This is a genomic window from Marinobacterium sedimentorum (genome assembly GCF_024267675.1).
GTDB classification, from domain to species: Bacteria; Pseudomonadota; Gammaproteobacteria; order Pseudomonadales; family Balneatricaceae; genus Marinobacterium_A; species Marinobacterium_A sedimentorum.
Genome location: NZ_JALDYX010000003.1, coordinates 78,526 through 97,334 on the forward strand (window position 1 = coordinate 78,526; position 18,809 = coordinate 97,334).

The window sequence follows — 18,809 nt, forward strand, 5'->3', positions numbered from 1 at the left end:
GGAGAACCGGCGCCCTCGCCGTGTTTGGAGGCTGTCATCGGGCAGCGCTATCCTAGCAGGAGCCGGGCAGTGCAACAAATGAGTTGCAGCTCTGGATGGACAAGCGGCATCCCTTTTTCAGCGCCTGTCGCAGCAATGCGATGAGCACATCAACTCATTCAGGCCAGAAACCTGACGGATGGCAGCGAAGCACTTTTATTCGCTGAAAACGGCTACGAAAATGGAGAATAACGGCACGCACTTATGGGTCCGGGGAGGAAGCCAGGCAGAACCAAGGATAACGGGTTGCTCCAATTTTTTTGGCTGCAAATTTTCCGGCAAAGATTACTGTTCCAGATCGTACCAACGACGGTAATTCGGCAGACAAATACGATCGAAATCAGCCTGCATATCGGCTGACCAGTCGCTTTGAGTCGATAGTATATATACAGCTTTATTGGCTTGCTGTACTTCCAACGATACATCAAAAGGCAAACTGAGAAAGCGCAGTATCTCCGGCATCTGAAATTGCAGATCTTCCAGTCTAACCAACAGACCCTGCCCATCCGGAAGCGCTTTAAAATGAGATTCAATCATCTCGTTCCAGTAACTCCAATACCAGCAGTTACGTGAAAAAGGCGACATATCCCGCCATTCTTGTGCAGTCATCAAGCCAGCTTTGTCGGCATGCAGCCGATACTGGGAGTACATCGGTTTGTAATTTTCGGTATACGTTTCCTGCTGCACTTGAGTGGGATAAAGGTCGTTATCCGAGAACCAGCCCCGAGAAAACGTGGAGTTTATAGTATCGACGGGGTTTCGCAGCAACCAGATAAATTTTGCATTAGGCAGAATATCGTGCAAAACAGGCACCAGATTAGAGAGTTTTTGGTCTGATTCCCCGTAAACTAAATCAGGAAATGTATACTGCTCACAATACAGCATCATCAATTCCTGCTTGACTTGCTCGAGACTGATTTCGCGATGACTGTAATTTGTAGATAGTGCCACAAGCGATAATTTTGGTTCATGCTGACAAATGATGCCTGCATAACGATTCAGGTTTTTGGCGATAGCCGTACTGCCGCTCCGTCCTGTCCCCAGCACAAAGAACATTTTCTCGCCCAGTTGTTCAGCTGTACAACCGAATGCAAACTTGGCTTTTTCCGTCAGCAAATTGCCACCGTTACCTGCCCAGCGCCGCTGTTGTTCCAGTTGCTTATAACGGGATATTTCGCGAGTGTTGCTAATTACTGCTGCCCCACTGCTGACAATCGCCAATGCCGGGACGTCTTCACTGACGACCGCACCGACACGGATGACGGCGCCCTCGCCGATGGTAACACCGGGCACGATAGTGACATTCATATCAATCCAGACATTTCTACCGATAGTCACTGGCTTGTCGACCTGCATATTATCGTAGGGAAGAGCATCCCCCTCGAAACGCGGATGACTGCTGCAGATCGTTACATTACGGCTGATATGGGTGTTGTCACCGATACATATTCCTCCGCGCGCATCCAGGTAACAGCCTTCGTCAATATGCACGTTATTCCCGACCACCAACCCCCTCGGATATTCAATATGCGCCGCGCCACTGATGCGGATCCCGGATCCCTTGCTGAACGGCCAGCTAGCCAACTGGTCAGCATAGTGACGCTGCGCCTGATTTTGCAGATGGGATAATATGTCTGGATTGCGGATTGCATGCAGATAGAGGCCGTGACCCACAAGCTTATCCCAAAGCAGATCGAGCTTGAGTGAGGTTGCCAGTCGATTGATTAGTCCAGCCACAATATTATTCTCCCTGTTACGATAGTCAGGTATTCGTGGGACACAGGTACAACCAATAGCAAGATTTTATCCAGTGTACATAGCGATTTTTTGGTCAATTCGTGCCCGGCTTTCCAGTCCTCCCAGGCACAGGCTGACACTCTCGTGCCGCTGGGTCCCTGCATCGATAGCCGATCCCCGCTGGCCCCACTAACCACTCTACCGCCACTTTTTTCGCCGTCTCAACGGCTAACGAGCGTCCCTTCTTGCTGCGCCGTTGGCGTCGCCGTCCTGCTTCGCTGAGTCATTCGGTTCAATCAACCGCCCGCGCTGGTACAGCGTCGCAGATAAGAGACAGTCAGCAAGGTTTTCGCATCGAAACCAGTCTGGATCTGCGAGACCGCTACCGCGCTTGAGTACATGTAATGAGACACAGCATACATCTGCACCTTTATTGTACCTGCCGGGATGAGGTGCCCACGCTGGCGTGGCGCTATCCTTATTACGCGCATCCACTTCCCAAAGATGGAATGTTTTTCTATTGGGCTAAACTACATCGAGTAAGTGGCGCTATCGTGACGTTCAACAGTAGTTGTGAAACTTATTAGGACATCGGTTACGAAGCAGCGGTATGATCTTACCCAGCAATCCAAGAGGGTTGAGTCCCCAGCACCTGAGAGGTAAATTATTGAATAACAAAACATATTTTAACGCGTGAAGAGCCTACGGCTAAGGCTATTATAGCGCACTGGAGATCAACGCAGATTCTGCTTAGTTGACAAAACTAGCAAGGAAAAATTGATGCCACAAAAATACAGGCCTGACATAGATGGTCTAAGAGCCTTGGCGGTTTTGTCAGTGATTTTTTATCACTTTGGAATTTCCATGTTCAGTGGTGGATATGTCGGAGTCGATATATTTTTTGTGATCTCTGGTTACCTGATAACAACGATTATCGTGTCCGATATAGACGCAGGAAATTTCACCATATCGAAATTCTATGAGCGTCGATTTCGGCGAATATTACCCGCGTTATTAGTCGTTGTCATAGCAAGTCTGGTTGCAGGATATTTTTTACTCTCCCCAACAAGCTTGGCTGACCTTGGAAAAAGTGCCGTCGCAACAGCTTTATTTTCATCAAATGTTTTATTCTTTTTTGAGTCCGGTTATTTCGACAGCCCCGCTGAACTTAAGCCACTTTTACACACTTGGTCATTGGCGGTGGAGGAACAGTATTATATTTTCTTTCCAATTCTACTAGCCTTAATTGCCAATCTAGATGAAAAACGCTACTTCAGATGGTTGTTTTTTATGTTGTGTGTTTCAATTATAATTTGTATCACATATACAAGCAAAAACTCGTCAATCGCATTCTATTGGATTCCCGCCAGAGCTTGGGAATTATTCATTGGAAGCCTCTTGGCTATAAAAATAATACCGAATACTCATAAGCCATTTCTTTGCGAACTATACTCGCTACTCGGCATCGTATTAATTGGATATAGTATTTATTTTTATTCAGAAGACACGCGATTTCCTGGATGGGCAGCCTTATTACCAACTATTGGGGCCGCCTTGATTATTTATTCCGGAACAAGTATTCGACCAGTTATCTCTAGGTTTTTTAGTCTACCCCCGATAGTTTTTGTGGGTTTTATTTCGTACTCGCTGTACCTGTGGCACTGGCCTGTCCTTGTCTATACTAAAATTTTTTTCATAAAAGAATTGACTTTCTCTGTCATGATAGGGGCTATTTTCGCGACCTTTATCCTGTCGGTTTTTTCCTGGAAGTATATTGAAACACCGTTTCGTAAAAAGATTTTTTTTAACGAAAAGAATACGCTCTTCAGTGCTTCAGCAATTGCTTCTATTTCTATTATATTTATCGGCCTCGTTTTGGTATTTAATGAAGGTTATCCTAAAAGACTGGGGGTTAGCTCTGATTCTTATGCAAAAGACCCTGAATGGCATCATTGGCATACCTGTGAGGATGTGGTCGAAAGATTCAGTTATAATCACGAACTTTGCAATTTAGGTAGTACACACGAGCAAGTAAAATTTATTTTGTGGGGCGATTCACACGCAAGAGCCTTGGCTTCAGGGGTAAATTCGAGCGCAAGTCATATGGGGTTGAGAGGCGAAATTGCAACGCGCTCCGCCTGTCCTCCACTGTTAGGTGTAGAGCGATCAGGAAGAGAGTCCTGTAATGATTTCAATCAAAGAGTTCTTAAGCATATAGCGACTGAACCGACGCTTGAAATTGTTATATTGGCAGCAAGATGGACGCTATCCTCCCAAGGTACACGTTATAAAAATGAAGCAGGGAACTCAGTTCAACTAGTGGATTTGGAATCTGATGGCACTGGCGAATTATCAAACTTTGAAGTTTTCAAGAAAGGTTTAACAAGAACAATCGAAGAATTACAGAAGTTAAATAAAAAAGTATTAATTGTTACTCCGGTACCTGAAGTTGGTTATGATGTCCCCTCCGCTAATGTTGTAACTCATTTAACTGGCCAAGATATCAACACTGTCATTGCGCCAACTCTGAAGGAGTATCGAGCTAGGTCAGAACAGGCTGCTGCGTTTTTTCGCCAGTTGAAGCAACAAAGGTCTATAGGTTTAGTCACTCCTGATAGTTATCTGTGCAATACCAGCTATTGCCAAGTATATTTTGAAAATACACCACTTTATCGCGATGACAATCATTTATCGACCTTTGGGTCAGAATATGTCTCTCAAGCATTTATTGATGCATTTGATGAGTTAGTGAGAAAACCATCCAAAAAAACTCCGCCTATCCGCAATGGCTAATTTTAAAGATAACTATTTACACTTCGAGCTTATGAAAAATAAGTTTGTTTGGAACCGCTGTCTATAACAGAGAAACTGCGAATAGGTCCCGATCGATTTCTGGCTTCCAGCGCAAGCGGGTATCAGGACACCGTTTGAAGGCTTGCCGGGGCCTGTCGGAGAAGCGGCAGCGAAGAGACTGGCTTATCCTGGATCCAGGGTGACCACTCCTCCGATCAGGTCCGTCGAAAAAGGGAAGCCCGTCTGGGCTACCCCGTGGTAAGCAAAGAGCGATTGCGCTTGTGCCGGCCCTGCTGCTCCCTGAGCTTGATATTGATACAAAAGTAAACTGTACTAACGTCTGTCGATACAGCAAGCCCCTATTTGATCACCCTGAATCATTACGCATGATTCCAGACGGGATGACAGGATGCACAACGACCTCCCCTTGGTTTCGATCATCATTCCCGTGTACAACGGTGAGAAGTACATTGGCGAATGCATTCAGAGCGTCGTTGACCAAAGCTACCCGAACAAGGAGATTATCGTTGTCGATGACGGCAGCAGTGACCATTCCCGGCAGGTAGTGGAAAGCTTCGGTGGCCAGGTCCATTATTTTTACCAACCGAATTCGGGGTCGGCAGTGGCTCGCAATACCGGCATCGAACAGGCCAAAGGGCGTTACATAGCGTTCAATGACGGCGATGATCTGTGGTCCCCTGACCGGCTGCACCAGCAAGTCCGTTTTCTGGAGGAGCATCCGGAGTACGGGGTCGCGACTGGCCGCTTCCAACACGTGGACCAGCACTTCAAACTGAAATCGGCCGTTCCTGTGGACAGTACTTCTGAGCCGGTGATCAACGAGGCAATGTCCGGGTGGGTTTACCATACCCTGTTCGAGTGTTCCTGGTACCACATCATTGCCGCCCTCGTTCGCGTTGAGGTGCTCGAAAAGGTCCGTTTCAATCCCGACTTCAGGCGCGGGCAGGATTACGACTTCTGGCTGCAACTGGCGCACCACACCCGTATCGCCCAACTGGAGAGTAACTACGCCTATTACCGCAAGAACGAGGAAAGCATCTCTCACAAGCCCCACCTGCGTAATTACCGGGCCGAAATTATGGAGCACAACCTGTGTACCCACGGGACAAGCAGCCGTGATGGCCGCTCCATCAGTCAGGGCAAACTCAACCGGCTGTTTTACAATGTCTGGTTCGAATACGGCTATGAACTTTTCCTGGCCGGGTGGTATCGCAGGGCGCTGAAAGCCTTCAATATCGCCCGGCGAAAGGCCCCCTTGAGCTTCAGTAGCTACAAGTTCATCGTCCGCTGCCTGGTGAAACTGCACCAGGATCGCTCACCGGCATGATCCACAGGCGCGACCTGGAGAAGATCGCCCGCATGCACAAGCAGCTCTGGCATCGAAAGCTGTTCGGCAAATCCCCTTTCCGTGGTCAGGATGATCTGCTGAAAACCCACTTTGCCGGCCCGAGCAGTGATCCCTGCTCAAGCTTCGAAACCCTGATTCATTACTTCTGGGACGCCCACCAGCACTATCTGCACAATACCGGCACCCTGGCTTACTACCCGGGTGCCGGCAGCATCTACGGGGCACGCAACGACGGTATCGAGGGAGTGACGCGGCTGCTGCCGCTCTGGGCGGCCTACCGTAACGCCCCCCTGGCTGACTCAAAGCTGCGAGCGGCAATGGACGTGCAGATTCTTCGCGCGCTGGTCAACGGTACTGATCCGGATCACTCCGGCTATTGGGGGGATATAGGCCACCGCTCCACCCTGATCTGCGAGGCGGGGGATATAGCCCTGGCCGTCTGGCTTATACGGGACAGTCTGTGGCAGCAACTTGCCGATACACAACGACAACGGGTCCTGGCCTGGCTGAAACAGGTCATCGGCAAACAGACCGCCGACAACAATTGGCACCTGTTCGTAATCCTGGTGGACAAGATCGTCGAAGCACTCGACGCCAGCCACCGTTTTACCAGTGCCAGCCGCTACCGGAGGATCAAATCGTTCTACCGGGGCAACGGCTGCTTTGTCGATGGCGAGGGCGGTATGGTCGACCTGTACAATGCCTGGGCTTTCCACTACAGCCTCTATTGGCTGGACAAGATCGACCCCCAGTTTGATCCGCACTTCATCCACGATTCAGTCCGGCAATACGGGGCTTGGTACCAATACCTCTTTAGCGACCATGGGGTCGTCCTTTTCGGCCGCAGCCTATGTTACCGCATGGCCACCCCAGCCCCACTGCTGATGGCCGCCGAACTCAACCCCCTTGAGTTCCCCTCCGGCATGGCACTAACTGCTCTGGACAGTTGCTGGCGTTACTTCATCCAGCAGGGAGGGGTACGTCTGGGGCGACCGACCCAGGGGGTTTTTGACGATGACCTGAGATGGCTGGACCCCTACAGTGGCCCGGCCAGTTCATTCTGGTCCACCCGCTCCCTGGTGATCTTCTATCACCAGTCGCTGTCAATGGATTGGTCCCGGGTCCGACCTGCGCCACTGCCCGCCCAGGAGCGTCAGGTCGAAATACAGATCAGTGAAGCCGGACTGCAGCTGGCAACTTATCCCGACAAGAGGTTCAGTCAGGTCATATTCTATGATCACCCCTACAGCAGCAGCGAAATAACCCCCAGGCAGCAGTCCCTGCGGGAAAAGCTCAGACAGTGGGCCTATGGGGTCGCCTGCCGCCCGTCCAATAACCTGCTCGGACAAGGCTTACGGGAGTTTGACTCCCGGCTGGATGCCTACCGCCGATAAGCGATCGCAGGTGATGCCCCGGCCCGGCGCCCCCCTTCGCCACAACGCCGGTGAACATTCGCTACGGCCCGCATTCTCGGACGGCCTAGCCAAACGCCAGCCATACCGCAACACCGAGCATGAGCGACCCCGCCACACGGTTCATCAGGCGAATATTCGAGCTGCGCTGCAAAAAGCGGCTGAGAGTTTTTCCGCCCGCGGCATACATCAGCAGACAGCAGAACTCGATCAGCAGAATAATGCACAGCAGCACCGCCAGTTGCGGCACCATCCGGTAGTTAGGATCAACAAAGGGTGGCAGCAGCGCGATAAAAAACGCCCAGCCCTTGGGGTTGGATATGGCCGTGACAAAGCCCTGCAGCGCAAGCTCAATTGCCGTCACGTCATGGGTCGCACCCGACGCAGATAGCGCCATTCGCCCTTTCGAGCGCCACATCTGCACGCCTATATAGGCCAGATAGGCACCGCCACCCAGGCGCAGCAAATCGAACAACGCCGGATACTGCAGCAGGATGGCTGCGACGCCCAGCACCGAAGCACCGGCCACCAAACCCACACCCATGAGCTCACCCAGCATCATCCAGAGGGTGCGGCGCAACCCAATACTCATCCCCATGGTCAGCGCCAGCGTCATGCACATGCCCGGCGTAATAGAGACAAAGAAAAAGGTTGGAATAAAGATCGCGAGCACCGCCAGATTCATAATTCCGTCCATGAAATACCCTCAGCACAAAAATTGAGCACAGAAAACGCCCAGGACAACCATTACCGCGCAGGCGAAGTAGCTCCGGCAACTAGCCGCCGCCCTGAATAACATAGATTGAACAGAATATTTCATCAATGAGCTGAGAAAGCATCGTTTGCCGCCGGGACCAACTCTGGATAATCTGCACGCCTAAACAGATGCGCGCCAAAACAGTGCGCACAGACAGATCAAGCACCACCAAGGTGCATACCATACAGAAGGAAACATCATGCAGATTCAATACTATCCGTTCGACTTCTCCACCAGCCAGAACAAGAACCGTCGCGAAAGCGAACAGGAATACTTCATGCGCATGGCGCGCGAATTCGAAGCCGCCCGCGCCCTGAAGAGCCGCGAAGAAACCAAGCAGAAGATCAAGGCCGTCTTCACTGCCGCACTGAACCTGTTCAAGTTCAAGCGCACTCAGAACCTCGAATCCCTGCTCGGACGTTAATCCGATGTCAGCAATCATGCAGCAAAGCCCCAAGACAGAAACACCGGGCGGCGCTGCATGAAAACGCAACACACTCGATCCGGACACCCCGGACTGCAGACACCCCAGCTCTAAAGCTCGTTATTTGTGCAGCCTCTCACTGCACATTTTCATAAATATGCACAGCCATGCAATAACGCACGCAGTAACTCACTGTGACCGCGTCGCATCCTTACAACGCATTGCCTGCACCGCAAGCCCTCCACACAAGCCCCCAGCAATAACGCGCAGCACCTCACAAATCCTGACCATCACGGGCAAACTGAATCCACTTAATGCGGCATACCCTATCGCAGACATCGGCGAATTTGCCAGGCCAAATGCCGAAGCCCCTGCCTGGCAATTGACGCCGTCATTATTGCCTCAGCCACCCAGCGACGTCTGCACATAAAAGCGGCGCAGCACCCGCGACAGGTTCCAGGAGTCCCTCGCACCCGCCATTTCCCGGATAGAGTGCATGGCAAACTGCGGCACGCCTATATCCAGCGCCCTGACTCCAATTTCCGCCGCAGTAATTGGACCAATGGTACTGCCGCAGGCCATGTCGGTACGCACGACAAAGGACTGCACCGGAACCTCTTCCTGTGCCGCCAGATCACGGAATATCGAACTCGTCTCGCTGGTCGTCGCGTAACGCTGGTTGGCATTGACCTTGATAACAGGGCCTGCGTTAAGCAAGGGCCCGTGATTACCATCGTGACGGTCGGCAAAGTTGGGGTGCACCCCGTGGGCATTGTCCGCAGAAATCAGCATGGAGCGAGCCAGCATCCGCTGCCGCGCCTCGGGCTCTGGCAGCAAGCGTTCGAGCACGTGGGCCAGCATGGGGCCCTGAGCGCCCGCCGCGCTCATACTGCCCACCTCTTCATGATCGTTACAGACCAGCAGAGCGCCCTGTTCGGTATTACTGCCCAGCAATGCATCCAGACCAACAAAGCAGCTTAACAGATTATCCAGACGCGCCGACAACAGGAATTCAGAATCAAGCCCCAGCAAAGCCGGCGCCTGGGTATCATAAAGTGACAGGTCATAATCCAGTACCTGATCAATCCCGGATACTCCCTGCGCCTCCAGCTCCCGCTTGAGCAGCCCCCTGAAATCCAGTTTATCCCCCGCCTGCCCCAGTATCACCGGCAGATAGGTCTGCGCATTAATGGTGCGAGCGGTATGCACCTCCCTGTCCAGATGAATGGCCAGACTGGGTATCACTGCAACCGGACGGTCGAAATCCAGCAACGCCTGATCCAGCACCCCGTCAGCCCGACGGTAACTGACCCGCCCTGCAATCGACAGATCGCGATCAAACCAGGGATTCAGCAGAGCACCGCCATAGACCTCGACACCCAGCTGCAGGTATCCGTTGCGGTGCAGCTCAGGCGCAGGCTTGACCTTGAGACAGGGAGAATCCGTGTGCGCCCCCACCATGCGCAGACCTGACTCCTCAAGCTTGGCCGCATTCGGCATAACCCAGGCAATAATGGATGAGCCATTACGGGTGGTAAAATAGCGCCCGCCCTGCTCGAGACTCCAGGCATCCCGCTCCTGCAAACCTGCAAAGCCCGCATGCTCAAGACGCTCAACCATCTGCGCCACCGCATGATAGGGCGTGCGTGAGGCGCCCAGAAAATCCATCAGCTGCTGATTAAATTGCTGCATCCTTCTACCCCTGCTTAATGCGATTACGACTACTGCGACGACTCAACCGCAAGCAGTTCGACCTTGAATATCAACGCCGAATTCGGCGCTATGCTCGGCGTCGGGCTCGACATGCCGTACGCCAGCTCAGACGGCAAATAAAGCATCCACTGCGCGCCCTCGCGCATCAGCTGCAACCCCTGGGTCCAGCCCGGTATAACCCGGTTCAGCGGAAAACTCACCGGCTCGCCCCTGGCATAGGAGCTGTCAAACACAGTGCCATCGATGAGCATGCCTTCATAATTTACCCGCACCGTACTGGTAGCACCCGGCATAGCGCCGGAGCCCGGCACCAGTACGCGATACTGCAAGCCCGAGGGCAGCGTCACAACCCCCTCAACCTGAGCGTTGCTCGCCAGAAATGACTGACCGGCGCGCTGATTGTCATCATTACGTGCCTTGTCGACCAACTCGGCGCGAAATGCTGCCTCCTCAGAGTCATCGCCACACCCTATCAGCGCAGCCCCCATCACGACCAAAAGCGCCAACCTTACTGCTCTTATTTGCATCTGAAACTCACCCTGCTAGCGCCGTAAACGCTTGATTTTACATTAGGACACGCGATGACTACACTCTGTAACCTGTACTGGTTGAACTTGCCAGGCTATTAGCCTGTCTGAAGACTCAACTACCTGGCCTACTGGGACGCACCGAACCGATATGCTCAATCGAACTCTTTTTCTGCTTCCGACCCTGGCGCTGTCATTTCTGCTGCAAAGCGCGAACGCCAGCAGCACCGCGCCCGAAGTACTTGCGCCCGAGGCGATTCATCGACAAACCACACTCGATATTCTCGACTCTCTTACGCGCGAACATTACAACAAGGTCACCATAGACGACAGCTTCTCCAGCCAGCTGCTGGATCAGTATCTCGAAGACCTCGACCCCAGCAAAAGCTATTTTTACGCCAGCGATGTTGCCGAATTCAAGCCCCTGAGCACCACCCTGGATGACAGCATCCAGGCCGGAGAACTCAAGGACGCCTACGACATCTTCAACCGCTACCAGCAGCGCATGCATGAACGCCTGACCTTCATGATCGCCGAACTGGAAAGCGGCCTGGACGGCGTACAGTTCGACTTTGATGAAACCCTGGACATAGATCGCACCAACGCCAACTGGATCAAGACCCAGGAGGAAATGGACAAGCTGTGGCGCAAACGCCTCAAAAATGCCGCCCTTAGCCTGAAACTGGCGGACAAGAATCTGGCCGATACGACCGAAACCCTGCTCAAGCGCTACCGCTACCAGCTGCACCGCGCCGAACAGATGAAAAGTGAAGACGTCTTCCAGACTTACATCAATGCCGTATCCAAGGGTTATGACCCTCACACCCAGTATTTCTCGCCGCGCAACTCGGAAAACTTTCAGATCAACATGAGTCTGTCACTGGAAGGCATCGGTGCGGTACTGCAAAGCGATGACGAATTCACCAAGATCGTACGCCTGGTACCGTCCGGGCCTGCCGACAAGACCGGCCAGCTGAAGGCCTCCGATACCATCGTGGCCGTGGCCCAGGGCGATGATGGCGAAATGGTCGATATCGTCGGCTGGCGCCTGGACGACGTTGTCGACAAGATACGCGGTCCGGCCGATACCGTTGTGCGCCTGCAGGTCGACCCCGCCGGCAGCAACGACCGCCAGAAGCGCAAGGAAGTGCGTATCGTGCGCAGCAAGGTCAAACTTGAAGAACAGGCCGCCCAGAAACGCATCATGGAACTCGACTACCAGGGTCAGAACTATCGTCTTGGCGTGATCGAGATTCCGGCTTTCTATATTGATTTTGCCGCCCTGCAAAGCGGCGACCCAAATTACAAAAGCACCACCCGCGATGTCGAGAAACTCATCAAGGAACTCACCGAGGAAGGCATTCAGGGGCTAGTGATCGACCTGCGTGATAACGGTGGCGGCTCGCTGCGTGAAGCCAACGAACTGGTCGGCCTCTTTATCAGCCGCGGCCCCACGGTACAGATTCGCGACCCCAATGGTCGCATCGACATCCTCGGCGATTATGATGCCGACGTGGCCTACAACGGCCCACTGGCCGTTCTGGTCAACCGCCTCAGCGCTTCGGCATCGGAAATTTTTGCCGGTGCTATTCAGGACTATCGCCGCGGCGCTGTCGTCGGCAGCCAGACCTTCGGCAAGGGCACCGTGCAGTCGCTGCACGCCCTGCGTCACGGCCAGCTCAAAATGACGCACGCCAAGTTCTACCGCATTTCCGGCGACAGTACCCAGCACAAGGGCGTCGTGCCCGACATCACGCTGCCAAGCCTGTATAACGAAAAGGATATCGGCGAAAGCGCACTCGAAGGCGCCCTGCCCTGGGATCAGGTGCGGGAAGTACGCCATGGCAAGTTCATTGGCGTCGACAACTTCCTCGATGAACTCAACCAGCGCCACCTGAAACGGGTCCAGACCGATCCGGACTTCATTTTCATGCGCGAACAAGTCGAACACCTGGCGGAAGCCGCCAAGGACAAGACCATCCCGCTGAACGAAACTGTCCTGCGCAGGGAGCGCGACGAAGCCGAACAGTGGCAGCTTGATGCTCAGAACCGGCGCCGCACCCTCAAGCAGCAGCCGCCGCTCACCGCACTGACGGAACTGGAAGACGAACTGAAAAAAGATGAGCAGGGACGCCCCATCAGCCCAGAATCCACAGCACAGCTGGAAGAAACCGGCCGCATCCTGCTGGACATGGTAGATCTGACGTTCCGCTATACGGCCTCCGCCAAGGAATAAGACTCCACCATGGCCAAACCCAGCCGCCAGATACTGATCCTGACCGGCGCGTCAGTGCTGATTGCAGCACTGGCGAGTGGCGGCTATTTCACCTACCGCAAAATCCAGTCACAACATGCGTCCACCCAGCTAGAGCTTGAGCAACTCGGCTATTCCAATGCCGGCACCCCTGGCACTGGCCTGAACCAGGCACCGAGCAGCGAACAGCTCAAGGCACGCATGCAAAGCTCTACGCCCACACCGGTACAGCAGCTGATCTACAACCTGACTGAAGAAAAGGAAAAGCTGACGCTAGCCAATCAGACCTTGCAGGCACAGCTGGACTCAGCGCAGGAACAGGTCAAGTCGCTGCAGGAATACAGGCAACTCAACGAGTATTTCGCACCAAAAAATTTCGACCAGAAGATCTCTCAGGTCGAGACCGACCTGAGATCATACCTGAGAAGACTGCCTGACGCAGATCGCTTCTCCGACCTGCAAATAGACATCATGGCGATAGCATCCGCGCAGGAATACCGGCGTTTTGCACAGCAAAAAAGACTCATGCTGGATCAGGCTGAGCATGACCGCATCATGAACGACTATTTGCCGGGCTACGCTTTCTGTACCGGGGATGCCGTCGAGGTTGCTGCAAACAGCAGCCTCGAAGAGCGCATGCTGGCACAGTATCTGAGGACGAACGACAGATCCCTGCTTTCGACAGCACTGCGCCAGGATCTTTTAACGGTCATCAAGCCGTGTCAGCTGGCGCTACGCCAGTCACTCGACACCCTGCTCTAGACGAGCCGCTTCAGCTTTTCTTGGCCAGACGCGCACGCGCTTCAGCACGCTGAGCTTCAACACGCTCGCGCTTGGCAGCTTCCTTGGCTTCGCGCTTGCGCGCCGCTTCGGCTTTCTGCTCTTCCTGAATACGGGCAAGGTCTTCCTGGCGCTGCTGCTCGCGTTCCTGCTTGAGGCGCGCTTTTTCGCGCAGCTCTGCGGCAAATTCTTCAGACTTGCGGGCACGCTCGCTGGCAAGTTCTTCAATGCGCTCGCGCTTGCTTTCGGTAATGCTGGCTTCTAGCTCTTGCAACTTTGCGATCTGAGCTTCTATATCGGTTTTTGTCATGTAATCCTGGTAAGCACTCTGCTGGGGTTTGAAACTGAAACCAATTATAACGACAACAGGCACCCGAACGCTATCTTAACAGGCACATTAGCTGTACAATATGGCTCCCTTATTGCGGCAAATCGGTGTCCCGTCAGCAACGGAGACCGTCGCCGCTTTATGATTAATCTGACCTATACAGCTGACGGTATAGAAAGTTCGCGCCGCCCTATTCCTAAACGGGTCGCCGACTTACCATAGGACCTATTCATGAGCGAAAGCTTTGCTGAACTATTTGAAGAATCCCTGCTAAACGTAGATATGACTCCGGGCACCCTCGTAATGGGTGAAGTTGTCGACATCGACAGCGACTGGGTTACTGTTAACGCAGGTCTCAAATCCGAAGCCGTTATCCCGCGCGTACAGTTTCTTAACGATAACAACGAACTTGAAATCAAGATCGGTGACACGGTTAAGGTCGCTCTGGAAGCGGTAGAAGACGGTTTCGGTGAAACCCGCCTGTCCCGTGAAAAAGCCAAACGCGCTGAAGCCTGGGAAGTACTGCAGACCAAATTCGAAGCCGAAGAAACCGTTACCGGTTACATCAGCGGCAAGGTCAAGGGCGGCTTCACTGTCAGCATCAACAACATTCAGGGCTTCCTGCCGGGCTCCCTGGTTGACGTGCGTCCCGTACGCGATGTCGACCACCTGGAAGGCAAGGAACTTGAATTCAAACTGATCAAGCTGGATCCCAAGCGCAACAACATCGTTGTTTCGCGTCGTGCGGTCCTGCAGGAAGCCAACAGCGCTCAACGCGACGAGCTGCTGGCTGCACTGCAAGAAGGCCAGGTGGTTAAGGGTTACGTCAAGAACCTGACCAACTACGGCGCCTTCATTGATCTGGGCGGCGTTGATGGCCTGCTGCACATCACTGACATGGCGTGGAAGCGCATCTCTCACCCGAGCGAAATGCTGAACCCGGGCGACGAGATCTCTGTCAAGATCATCAAGTTCGACCAGGAAACTGGCCGTATCTCGCTGGGTCTGAAACAGCTGAGCGAAGATCCGTGGGAAGCTATCAAGTCCCGCTACCCGTCCGGCAGCAAAGTACCTGCACGCATCACCAACCTCACCGATTACGGCTGCTTTGCCTCGATCGAAGACGGTGTTGAAGGCCTGGTACACGTTTCCGAAATGTCCTGGACCAACAAGAACATCCACCCGTCCAAAGTCGTGCAGATCGGCGACGAAGTCGAAGTGATGATACTGGATGTGGACGAAGAGCGTCGCCGCATCTCCCTGGGCATCAAGCAGTGCACCGGCAATCCGTGGGTTTCCTTCGCTGAGCAGCACGCTGCTGGCGACCGCGCTTCCGGTACCATCAAGACCATCACTGACTTCGGTATCTTCGTAGGTCTGGATAACGACCTTGATGGCCTGGTTCACATGTCTGACATCACCTGGGAAGCCGATGCTGAAGCCGCCCTGCGCCAGTTCAAGAAAGGCGAAGAGGTTGAAGCTGTCATCCTGTCCATCGACGCAGAAAAAGAACGCATCTCGCTGGGTATCAAGCAGCTGGAAAGCGATCCGTTCAGCGAATACGTGGCAGCCAATGACAAGGGCACCATCGTCAACGGTGTCGTCAAGTCTGTTGAAGCCAAAGCTGCCGTTATCGAGCTGGCTGAAGGTATCGACGCAGTACTGAAAGTGTCCGAGCTGAGCGCTGAGCGCATCGACGACGCCACTACCGTACTGAAAGTCGGTGACAAGGTTGAGGCCAAGATCACCAACGTTGACCGTCGCAACCGCGCCATCAACCTTTCTATCCGCGCCAAAGATCAGGCTGAAGAAAAAGCAGCCATCAACTCTGTGCGCAACCAGGAAGTTGAAGTCGCTGGTCCGACCACCATCGGTGAGCTGATCAAACAGCAGATGCTGAAAAACAACTAAGCGATACTCTATCGTTTGGCAAAAAAGGAGCGCTTCGGCGCTCCTTTTTTATGCCCATCAAACCCGTTCGCGAGTGCCCACACAAACCCTCGAGCAGCTGCTGCTTTCGCAACACCCCCAAACATCAACTTCAGACACCAACCTCAAACAGCAGCCACAAAAAAGAGCGCCGCAGCGCCCCTTTCCGTTAACAAGCCCGTCACCGCCAGACTATTCGATAACGTCTATTCAATAACGTAGTCGACAAAGTCATCTTCACTGATCTGATTATCCTTAACCTCATACCAACTCAGCACAGACGCTTCAGCCTCGGCCACGGATTCAGCCCGACCGCTGATCAGCGGATGCCAGTCCGGCAGATCCTTGCCTTCATGAACCAGCCGGTAGGCACAGGTTCTGGGCAGCCAGTGAAACTCCTTCACATCCTCCGGGCGCAGTTTGACGCAGGATGGCACCAGCGAGCAGCGCTTCTCATACTGGGTGCAGCGCCGTGTTTCCAGATCAAGCAGATGACAGACGACTGAGGTGTAGAACACCTCATGGGTATCCTCATCCTCGATCTTGTGCAGACAGCAGAGCGCGCAGCCGTCGCAGAGCGACTCCCACTCATCGGACGTCATCTCTTCCAGTGACTTGCTGCGCCAGAAAACTTCCTGAGCCACCTAGCGCACTCCGGTTTCAGGACGATCCGGATACAGATCAAGCATGTAGTCTTCCCTGGGCGGCGGCATCTGCAGGTAGTAACCATTTTCCGCGATGCCCGCCAGCATCTTCTCGACATCGATACGCGCCAGCTTGCGCCCGGGCTTGACCGGCATATCCATCAGATGCACCGGCGTACCAAACATTGTGATAAGCGCCTCAGGCACACGCGTGAGCAGCTCACGCTTTTCGACGTAAAGGTACATCTCGTCCTTGCGCGAACTTTTGTAAATACTGCAAATCTTCATATCAACTCTCATCTCTGTTCAAACTGGCGCTATTGCTCAAACCGACGCAACTGCGCCAGCAGGTCGTCGCCTATCACTTCCTGGCGCCATCCCTGCAGCCCCGGCGGTAGCGCATAGTTTGCACCCTCATCACTGCCGGTACGTATCAGTGCCTCAATGTCACGCCTGCGCAACAACAACTCAGGCGCCATATCCAGCGCTTCGGCACGTTCACGCCCCAGAAGCTTCAAACGCTTGAGGCGCGTATTCCAGATCACAGGCAGCGGCCTTGGGATCGGCTCAACCGATTGCGCCTGGGGGGCGGCGGCGGCATCGCGCAAAAAATCCAGCATGGTTTCGCCGTCTTCACGCAGAATCCGCCGCTTCAGCTCCGGTACACGGGACAGCTCAAGCGTGGTGCGCGGCCAGCGGCTAATAATATCGAGCAATGTCTGATTGCGCAGCACCCGGTTACGGGGCACATTGCGCAAGCGGCACTGCTGCTCACGCCAGGCAGTCAAATCACGCAAGGCCGCCACCTTGTAGGGAGGCAGCGCCGCCATCTGACTAAAGCGCAAATAGTACCGCGTGCCGGTTACATCGGCATCAGGCGCGTTGGCCAGCAACGCCAGCATTTCTTCCTGCAACCAGGACGTCATGCCCCGCCGCTCAAGCTCCGCCATCTGCATGCGACAGATTGCCGGCAAATAAGCCACATCCAGCGCCGCGTACTGCTCCTGGCGTTGTGTCAGCGGACGCTGCAGCCAGTCCGATGTAGTTTCGCCCTTGCCTACCTGCACACCGAGAGCATTCTCCAGCATGCGCTGCAGACCGACAGTAAAGCCCCAGCCGACAAAGCCGCCGGCAACCTGGGTATCGAACAACGGACTGGGCAAAACGCCAAACAGATACTGAAACAACTCCAGATCTTCCGTACTGGCGTGCAGCACCTTGAGCACCGAAGGCTCAACAAAGAGCGCCAGCAACGGCGAGAAATCCGTAATGGCCAGCGGGTCAATCAGATAACAGCCACGATCATCCGCCAGCTGAATCAGCCCGGCTATCGGATAAAAGGTATCCACCCGCTGAAACTCGGTATCCAGCGCGACCATGGGCAGCGTGCGCCAGTACTCGCACAGCTGCGCCAGCGACTCATCGCTACAGACCCACACCGGCTCCTGCGCAGCACGCTCGAGCTCCTGCCAGTCATATCCATTTTCGTGCGCCATGCCTACCTCAATTCAGGGAACGTCGACCCGCCAGCGCATGCGCCAGAGTACCGCCATCGATAAACTCAAGCTCTCCACCCACAGGCACACCATGGGCAATACGGCTCACCCGGACACCCAGCTCGCGCACCTGTTCGGCGATATAGTGCGCCGTCGCCTCACCTTCAACCGTGGGATTGGTGGCCAGTATCACTTCCTGCACCTCACCGCCACGCAGCCGCTCGACAAGTGCATCGATACCCAGATCATCGGGACCGACGCCATCGATAGGCGACAGATGCCCCTTGAGGACAAAATAATAGCCCCCGAAGCCACCCGTCTGCTCGATAGCCAGCATATCGACCGGCGACTCAAGCACACAGAGCACCGAGCGATCACGACTGCTCGACGCACAGATACCACAGGGGGATTCTTCCGACAGGGTCCGGCAGCACTGGCATTCACCGACCCGCTCCACCGCTTCCTGCAGCGAAGCGGCCAGCCCCAGGGCTGCCGGGCGATCATGCTCAAGCAGATACAGGGCCATGCGCTGCGCTGACTTGGGGCCGACACCGGGCAAACAGCGCAAGGATTTGATCAACTGCTGTATCAGGGGACTGAACGACAT

The 18,809-nt window shown here is 54.1% G+C and carries 16 protein-coding genes; 7 read left to right on the plus strand and 9 right to left on the minus strand.

What is annotated here, in order from left to right; translation table 11 throughout:
* Window positions 1-324 precede the first annotated feature (324 nt).
* A complete protein-coding gene (locus MRS74_RS04610) occupies window positions 325-1,776 on the minus strand; it encodes a sulfotransferase (RefSeq protein ID WP_254579110.1) in 1,452 nt (483 codons plus the stop codon).
* Between the two features lie 780 nt (window positions 1,777-2,556).
* Between MRS74_RS04610 and MRS74_RS04615 the strand changes: the two genes are divergently transcribed.
* The 3 genes from MRS74_RS04615 to MRS74_RS04625 all read left to right on the plus strand — a co-directional run bounded on the left by MRS74_RS04615 (window position 2,557) and on the right by MRS74_RS04625 (window position 7,332).
* Window positions 2,557-4,569, plus strand: coding sequence for an acyltransferase family protein (locus MRS74_RS04615; protein WP_254579111.1), 2,013 nt, complete (start codon window positions 2,557-2,559; stop codon window positions 4,567-4,569).
* Between the two features lie 409 nt (window positions 4,570-4,978).
* Window positions 4,979-5,917, plus strand: a complete 939-nt coding sequence (locus MRS74_RS04620; protein WP_254579112.1) for a glycosyltransferase family 2 protein — start codon at window positions 4,979-4,981, stop codon at window positions 5,915-5,917.
* Window positions 5,914-7,332, plus strand: a complete 1,419-nt coding sequence (locus tag MRS74_RS04625; protein WP_254579113.1) for a DUF2264 domain-containing protein — start codon at window positions 5,914-5,916, stop codon at window positions 7,330-7,332. The genes MRS74_RS04620 and MRS74_RS04625 overlap by 4 nt, the downstream gene beginning before the upstream one ends.
* A gap of 85 nt (window positions 7,333-7,417) precedes the next feature.
* On the opposite strand, the gene MRS74_RS04630 is transcribed toward MRS74_RS04625, so the two are convergent.
* Complete coding sequence (locus tag MRS74_RS04630; protein ID WP_254579265.1) at window positions 7,418-8,035, minus strand: LysE family translocator; 618 nt, start codon at window positions 8,033-8,035, stop codon at window positions 7,418-7,420.
* Between the two features lie 271 nt (window positions 8,036-8,306).
* On the opposite strand from MRS74_RS04630, the gene MRS74_RS04635 reads away from it, so the two are divergent.
* Complete coding sequence (locus MRS74_RS04635) at window positions 8,307-8,531, plus strand: hypothetical protein (protein WP_254579114.1); 225 nt, start codon at window positions 8,307-8,309, stop codon at window positions 8,529-8,531.
* Window positions 8,532-8,933: 402 nt separating this feature from the next.
* On the opposite strand, the gene MRS74_RS04640 is transcribed toward MRS74_RS04635, so the two are convergent.
* Together MRS74_RS04640 and bamJ are read right to left on the minus strand one after the other, a co-directional pair.
* Window positions 8,934-10,223: a M18 family aminopeptidase gene (locus MRS74_RS04640; protein ID WP_254579115.1), complete on the minus strand. Its 1,290-nt coding sequence runs from the start codon at window positions 10,221-10,223 to the stop codon at window positions 8,934-8,936.
* 29 nt (window positions 10,224-10,252) lie between these two features.
* Entirely contained in the window at window positions 10,253-10,750 is a 498-nt protein-coding gene (gene bamJ, locus MRS74_RS04645) for a BamJ family beta-barrel-assembly machinery protein (protein WP_254579116.1), read from the minus strand.
* A 172-nt stretch (window positions 10,751-10,922) separates the two neighbouring features.
* On the opposite strand from bamJ, the gene MRS74_RS04650 reads away from it, so the two are divergent.
* A complete protein-coding gene (locus MRS74_RS04650) occupies window positions 10,923-13,007 on the plus strand; it encodes a carboxy terminal-processing peptidase (RefSeq protein ID WP_254579117.1) in 2,085 nt (694 codons plus the stop codon).
* 9 nt (window positions 13,008-13,016) lie between these two features.
* Window positions 13,017-13,787 carry a hypothetical protein gene (locus MRS74_RS04655; protein ID WP_254579118.1) on the plus strand — a complete coding sequence of 257 codons (771 nt, stop codon included), beginning with the start codon at window positions 13,017-13,019 and terminating at the stop codon, window positions 13,785-13,787.
* Window positions 13,788-13,797: 10 nt separating this feature from the next.
* Here MRS74_RS04655 and MRS74_RS04660 read toward each other — a convergent pair whose 3' ends face one another.
* Complete coding sequence (locus tag MRS74_RS04660; protein ID WP_254579119.1) at window positions 13,798-14,079, minus strand: hypothetical protein; 282 nt, start codon at window positions 14,077-14,079, stop codon at window positions 13,798-13,800.
* A 285-nt stretch (window positions 14,080-14,364) separates the two neighbouring features.
* Between MRS74_RS04660 and rpsA the strand changes: the two genes are divergently transcribed.
* The gene (rpsA, locus tag MRS74_RS04665) at window positions 14,365-16,044 is read left to right on the plus strand and encodes a 30S ribosomal protein S1 (RefSeq protein WP_254579120.1); all 1,680 of its coding nucleotides are present in this window, start codon (window positions 14,365-14,367) and stop codon (window positions 16,042-16,044) included.
* 224 nt (window positions 16,045-16,268) lie between these two features.
* Here the strand turns inward: rpsA and MRS74_RS04670 are convergent, their stop codons facing one another.
* From MRS74_RS04670 to recR, 4 genes are read right to left on the minus strand one after another with little or no spacing between them, the layout of a single operon-like run.
* The gene (locus MRS74_RS04670) at window positions 16,269-16,706 is read right to left on the minus strand and encodes a YcgN family cysteine cluster protein (RefSeq protein WP_254579121.1); all 438 of its coding nucleotides are present in this window, start codon (window positions 16,704-16,706) and stop codon (window positions 16,269-16,271) included.
* Window positions 16,707-16,994 carry a YcgL domain-containing protein gene (locus MRS74_RS04675; protein WP_254579122.1) on the minus strand — a complete coding sequence of 96 codons (288 nt, stop codon included), beginning with the start codon at window positions 16,992-16,994 and terminating at the stop codon, window positions 16,707-16,709.
* A 29-nt stretch (window positions 16,995-17,023) separates the two neighbouring features.
* On the minus strand, window positions 17,024-18,202 hold the full coding sequence (gene rnd, locus MRS74_RS04680) for a ribonuclease D (RefSeq protein WP_254579123.1): 1,179 nt from the start codon (window positions 18,200-18,202) through the stop codon (window positions 17,024-17,026).
* Between the two features lie 7 nt (window positions 18,203-18,209).
* The gene (gene recR / locus MRS74_RS04685) at window positions 18,210-18,809 is read right to left on the minus strand and encodes a recombination mediator RecR (RefSeq protein ID WP_254579124.1); all 600 of its coding nucleotides are present in this window, start codon (window positions 18,807-18,809) and stop codon (window positions 18,210-18,212) included.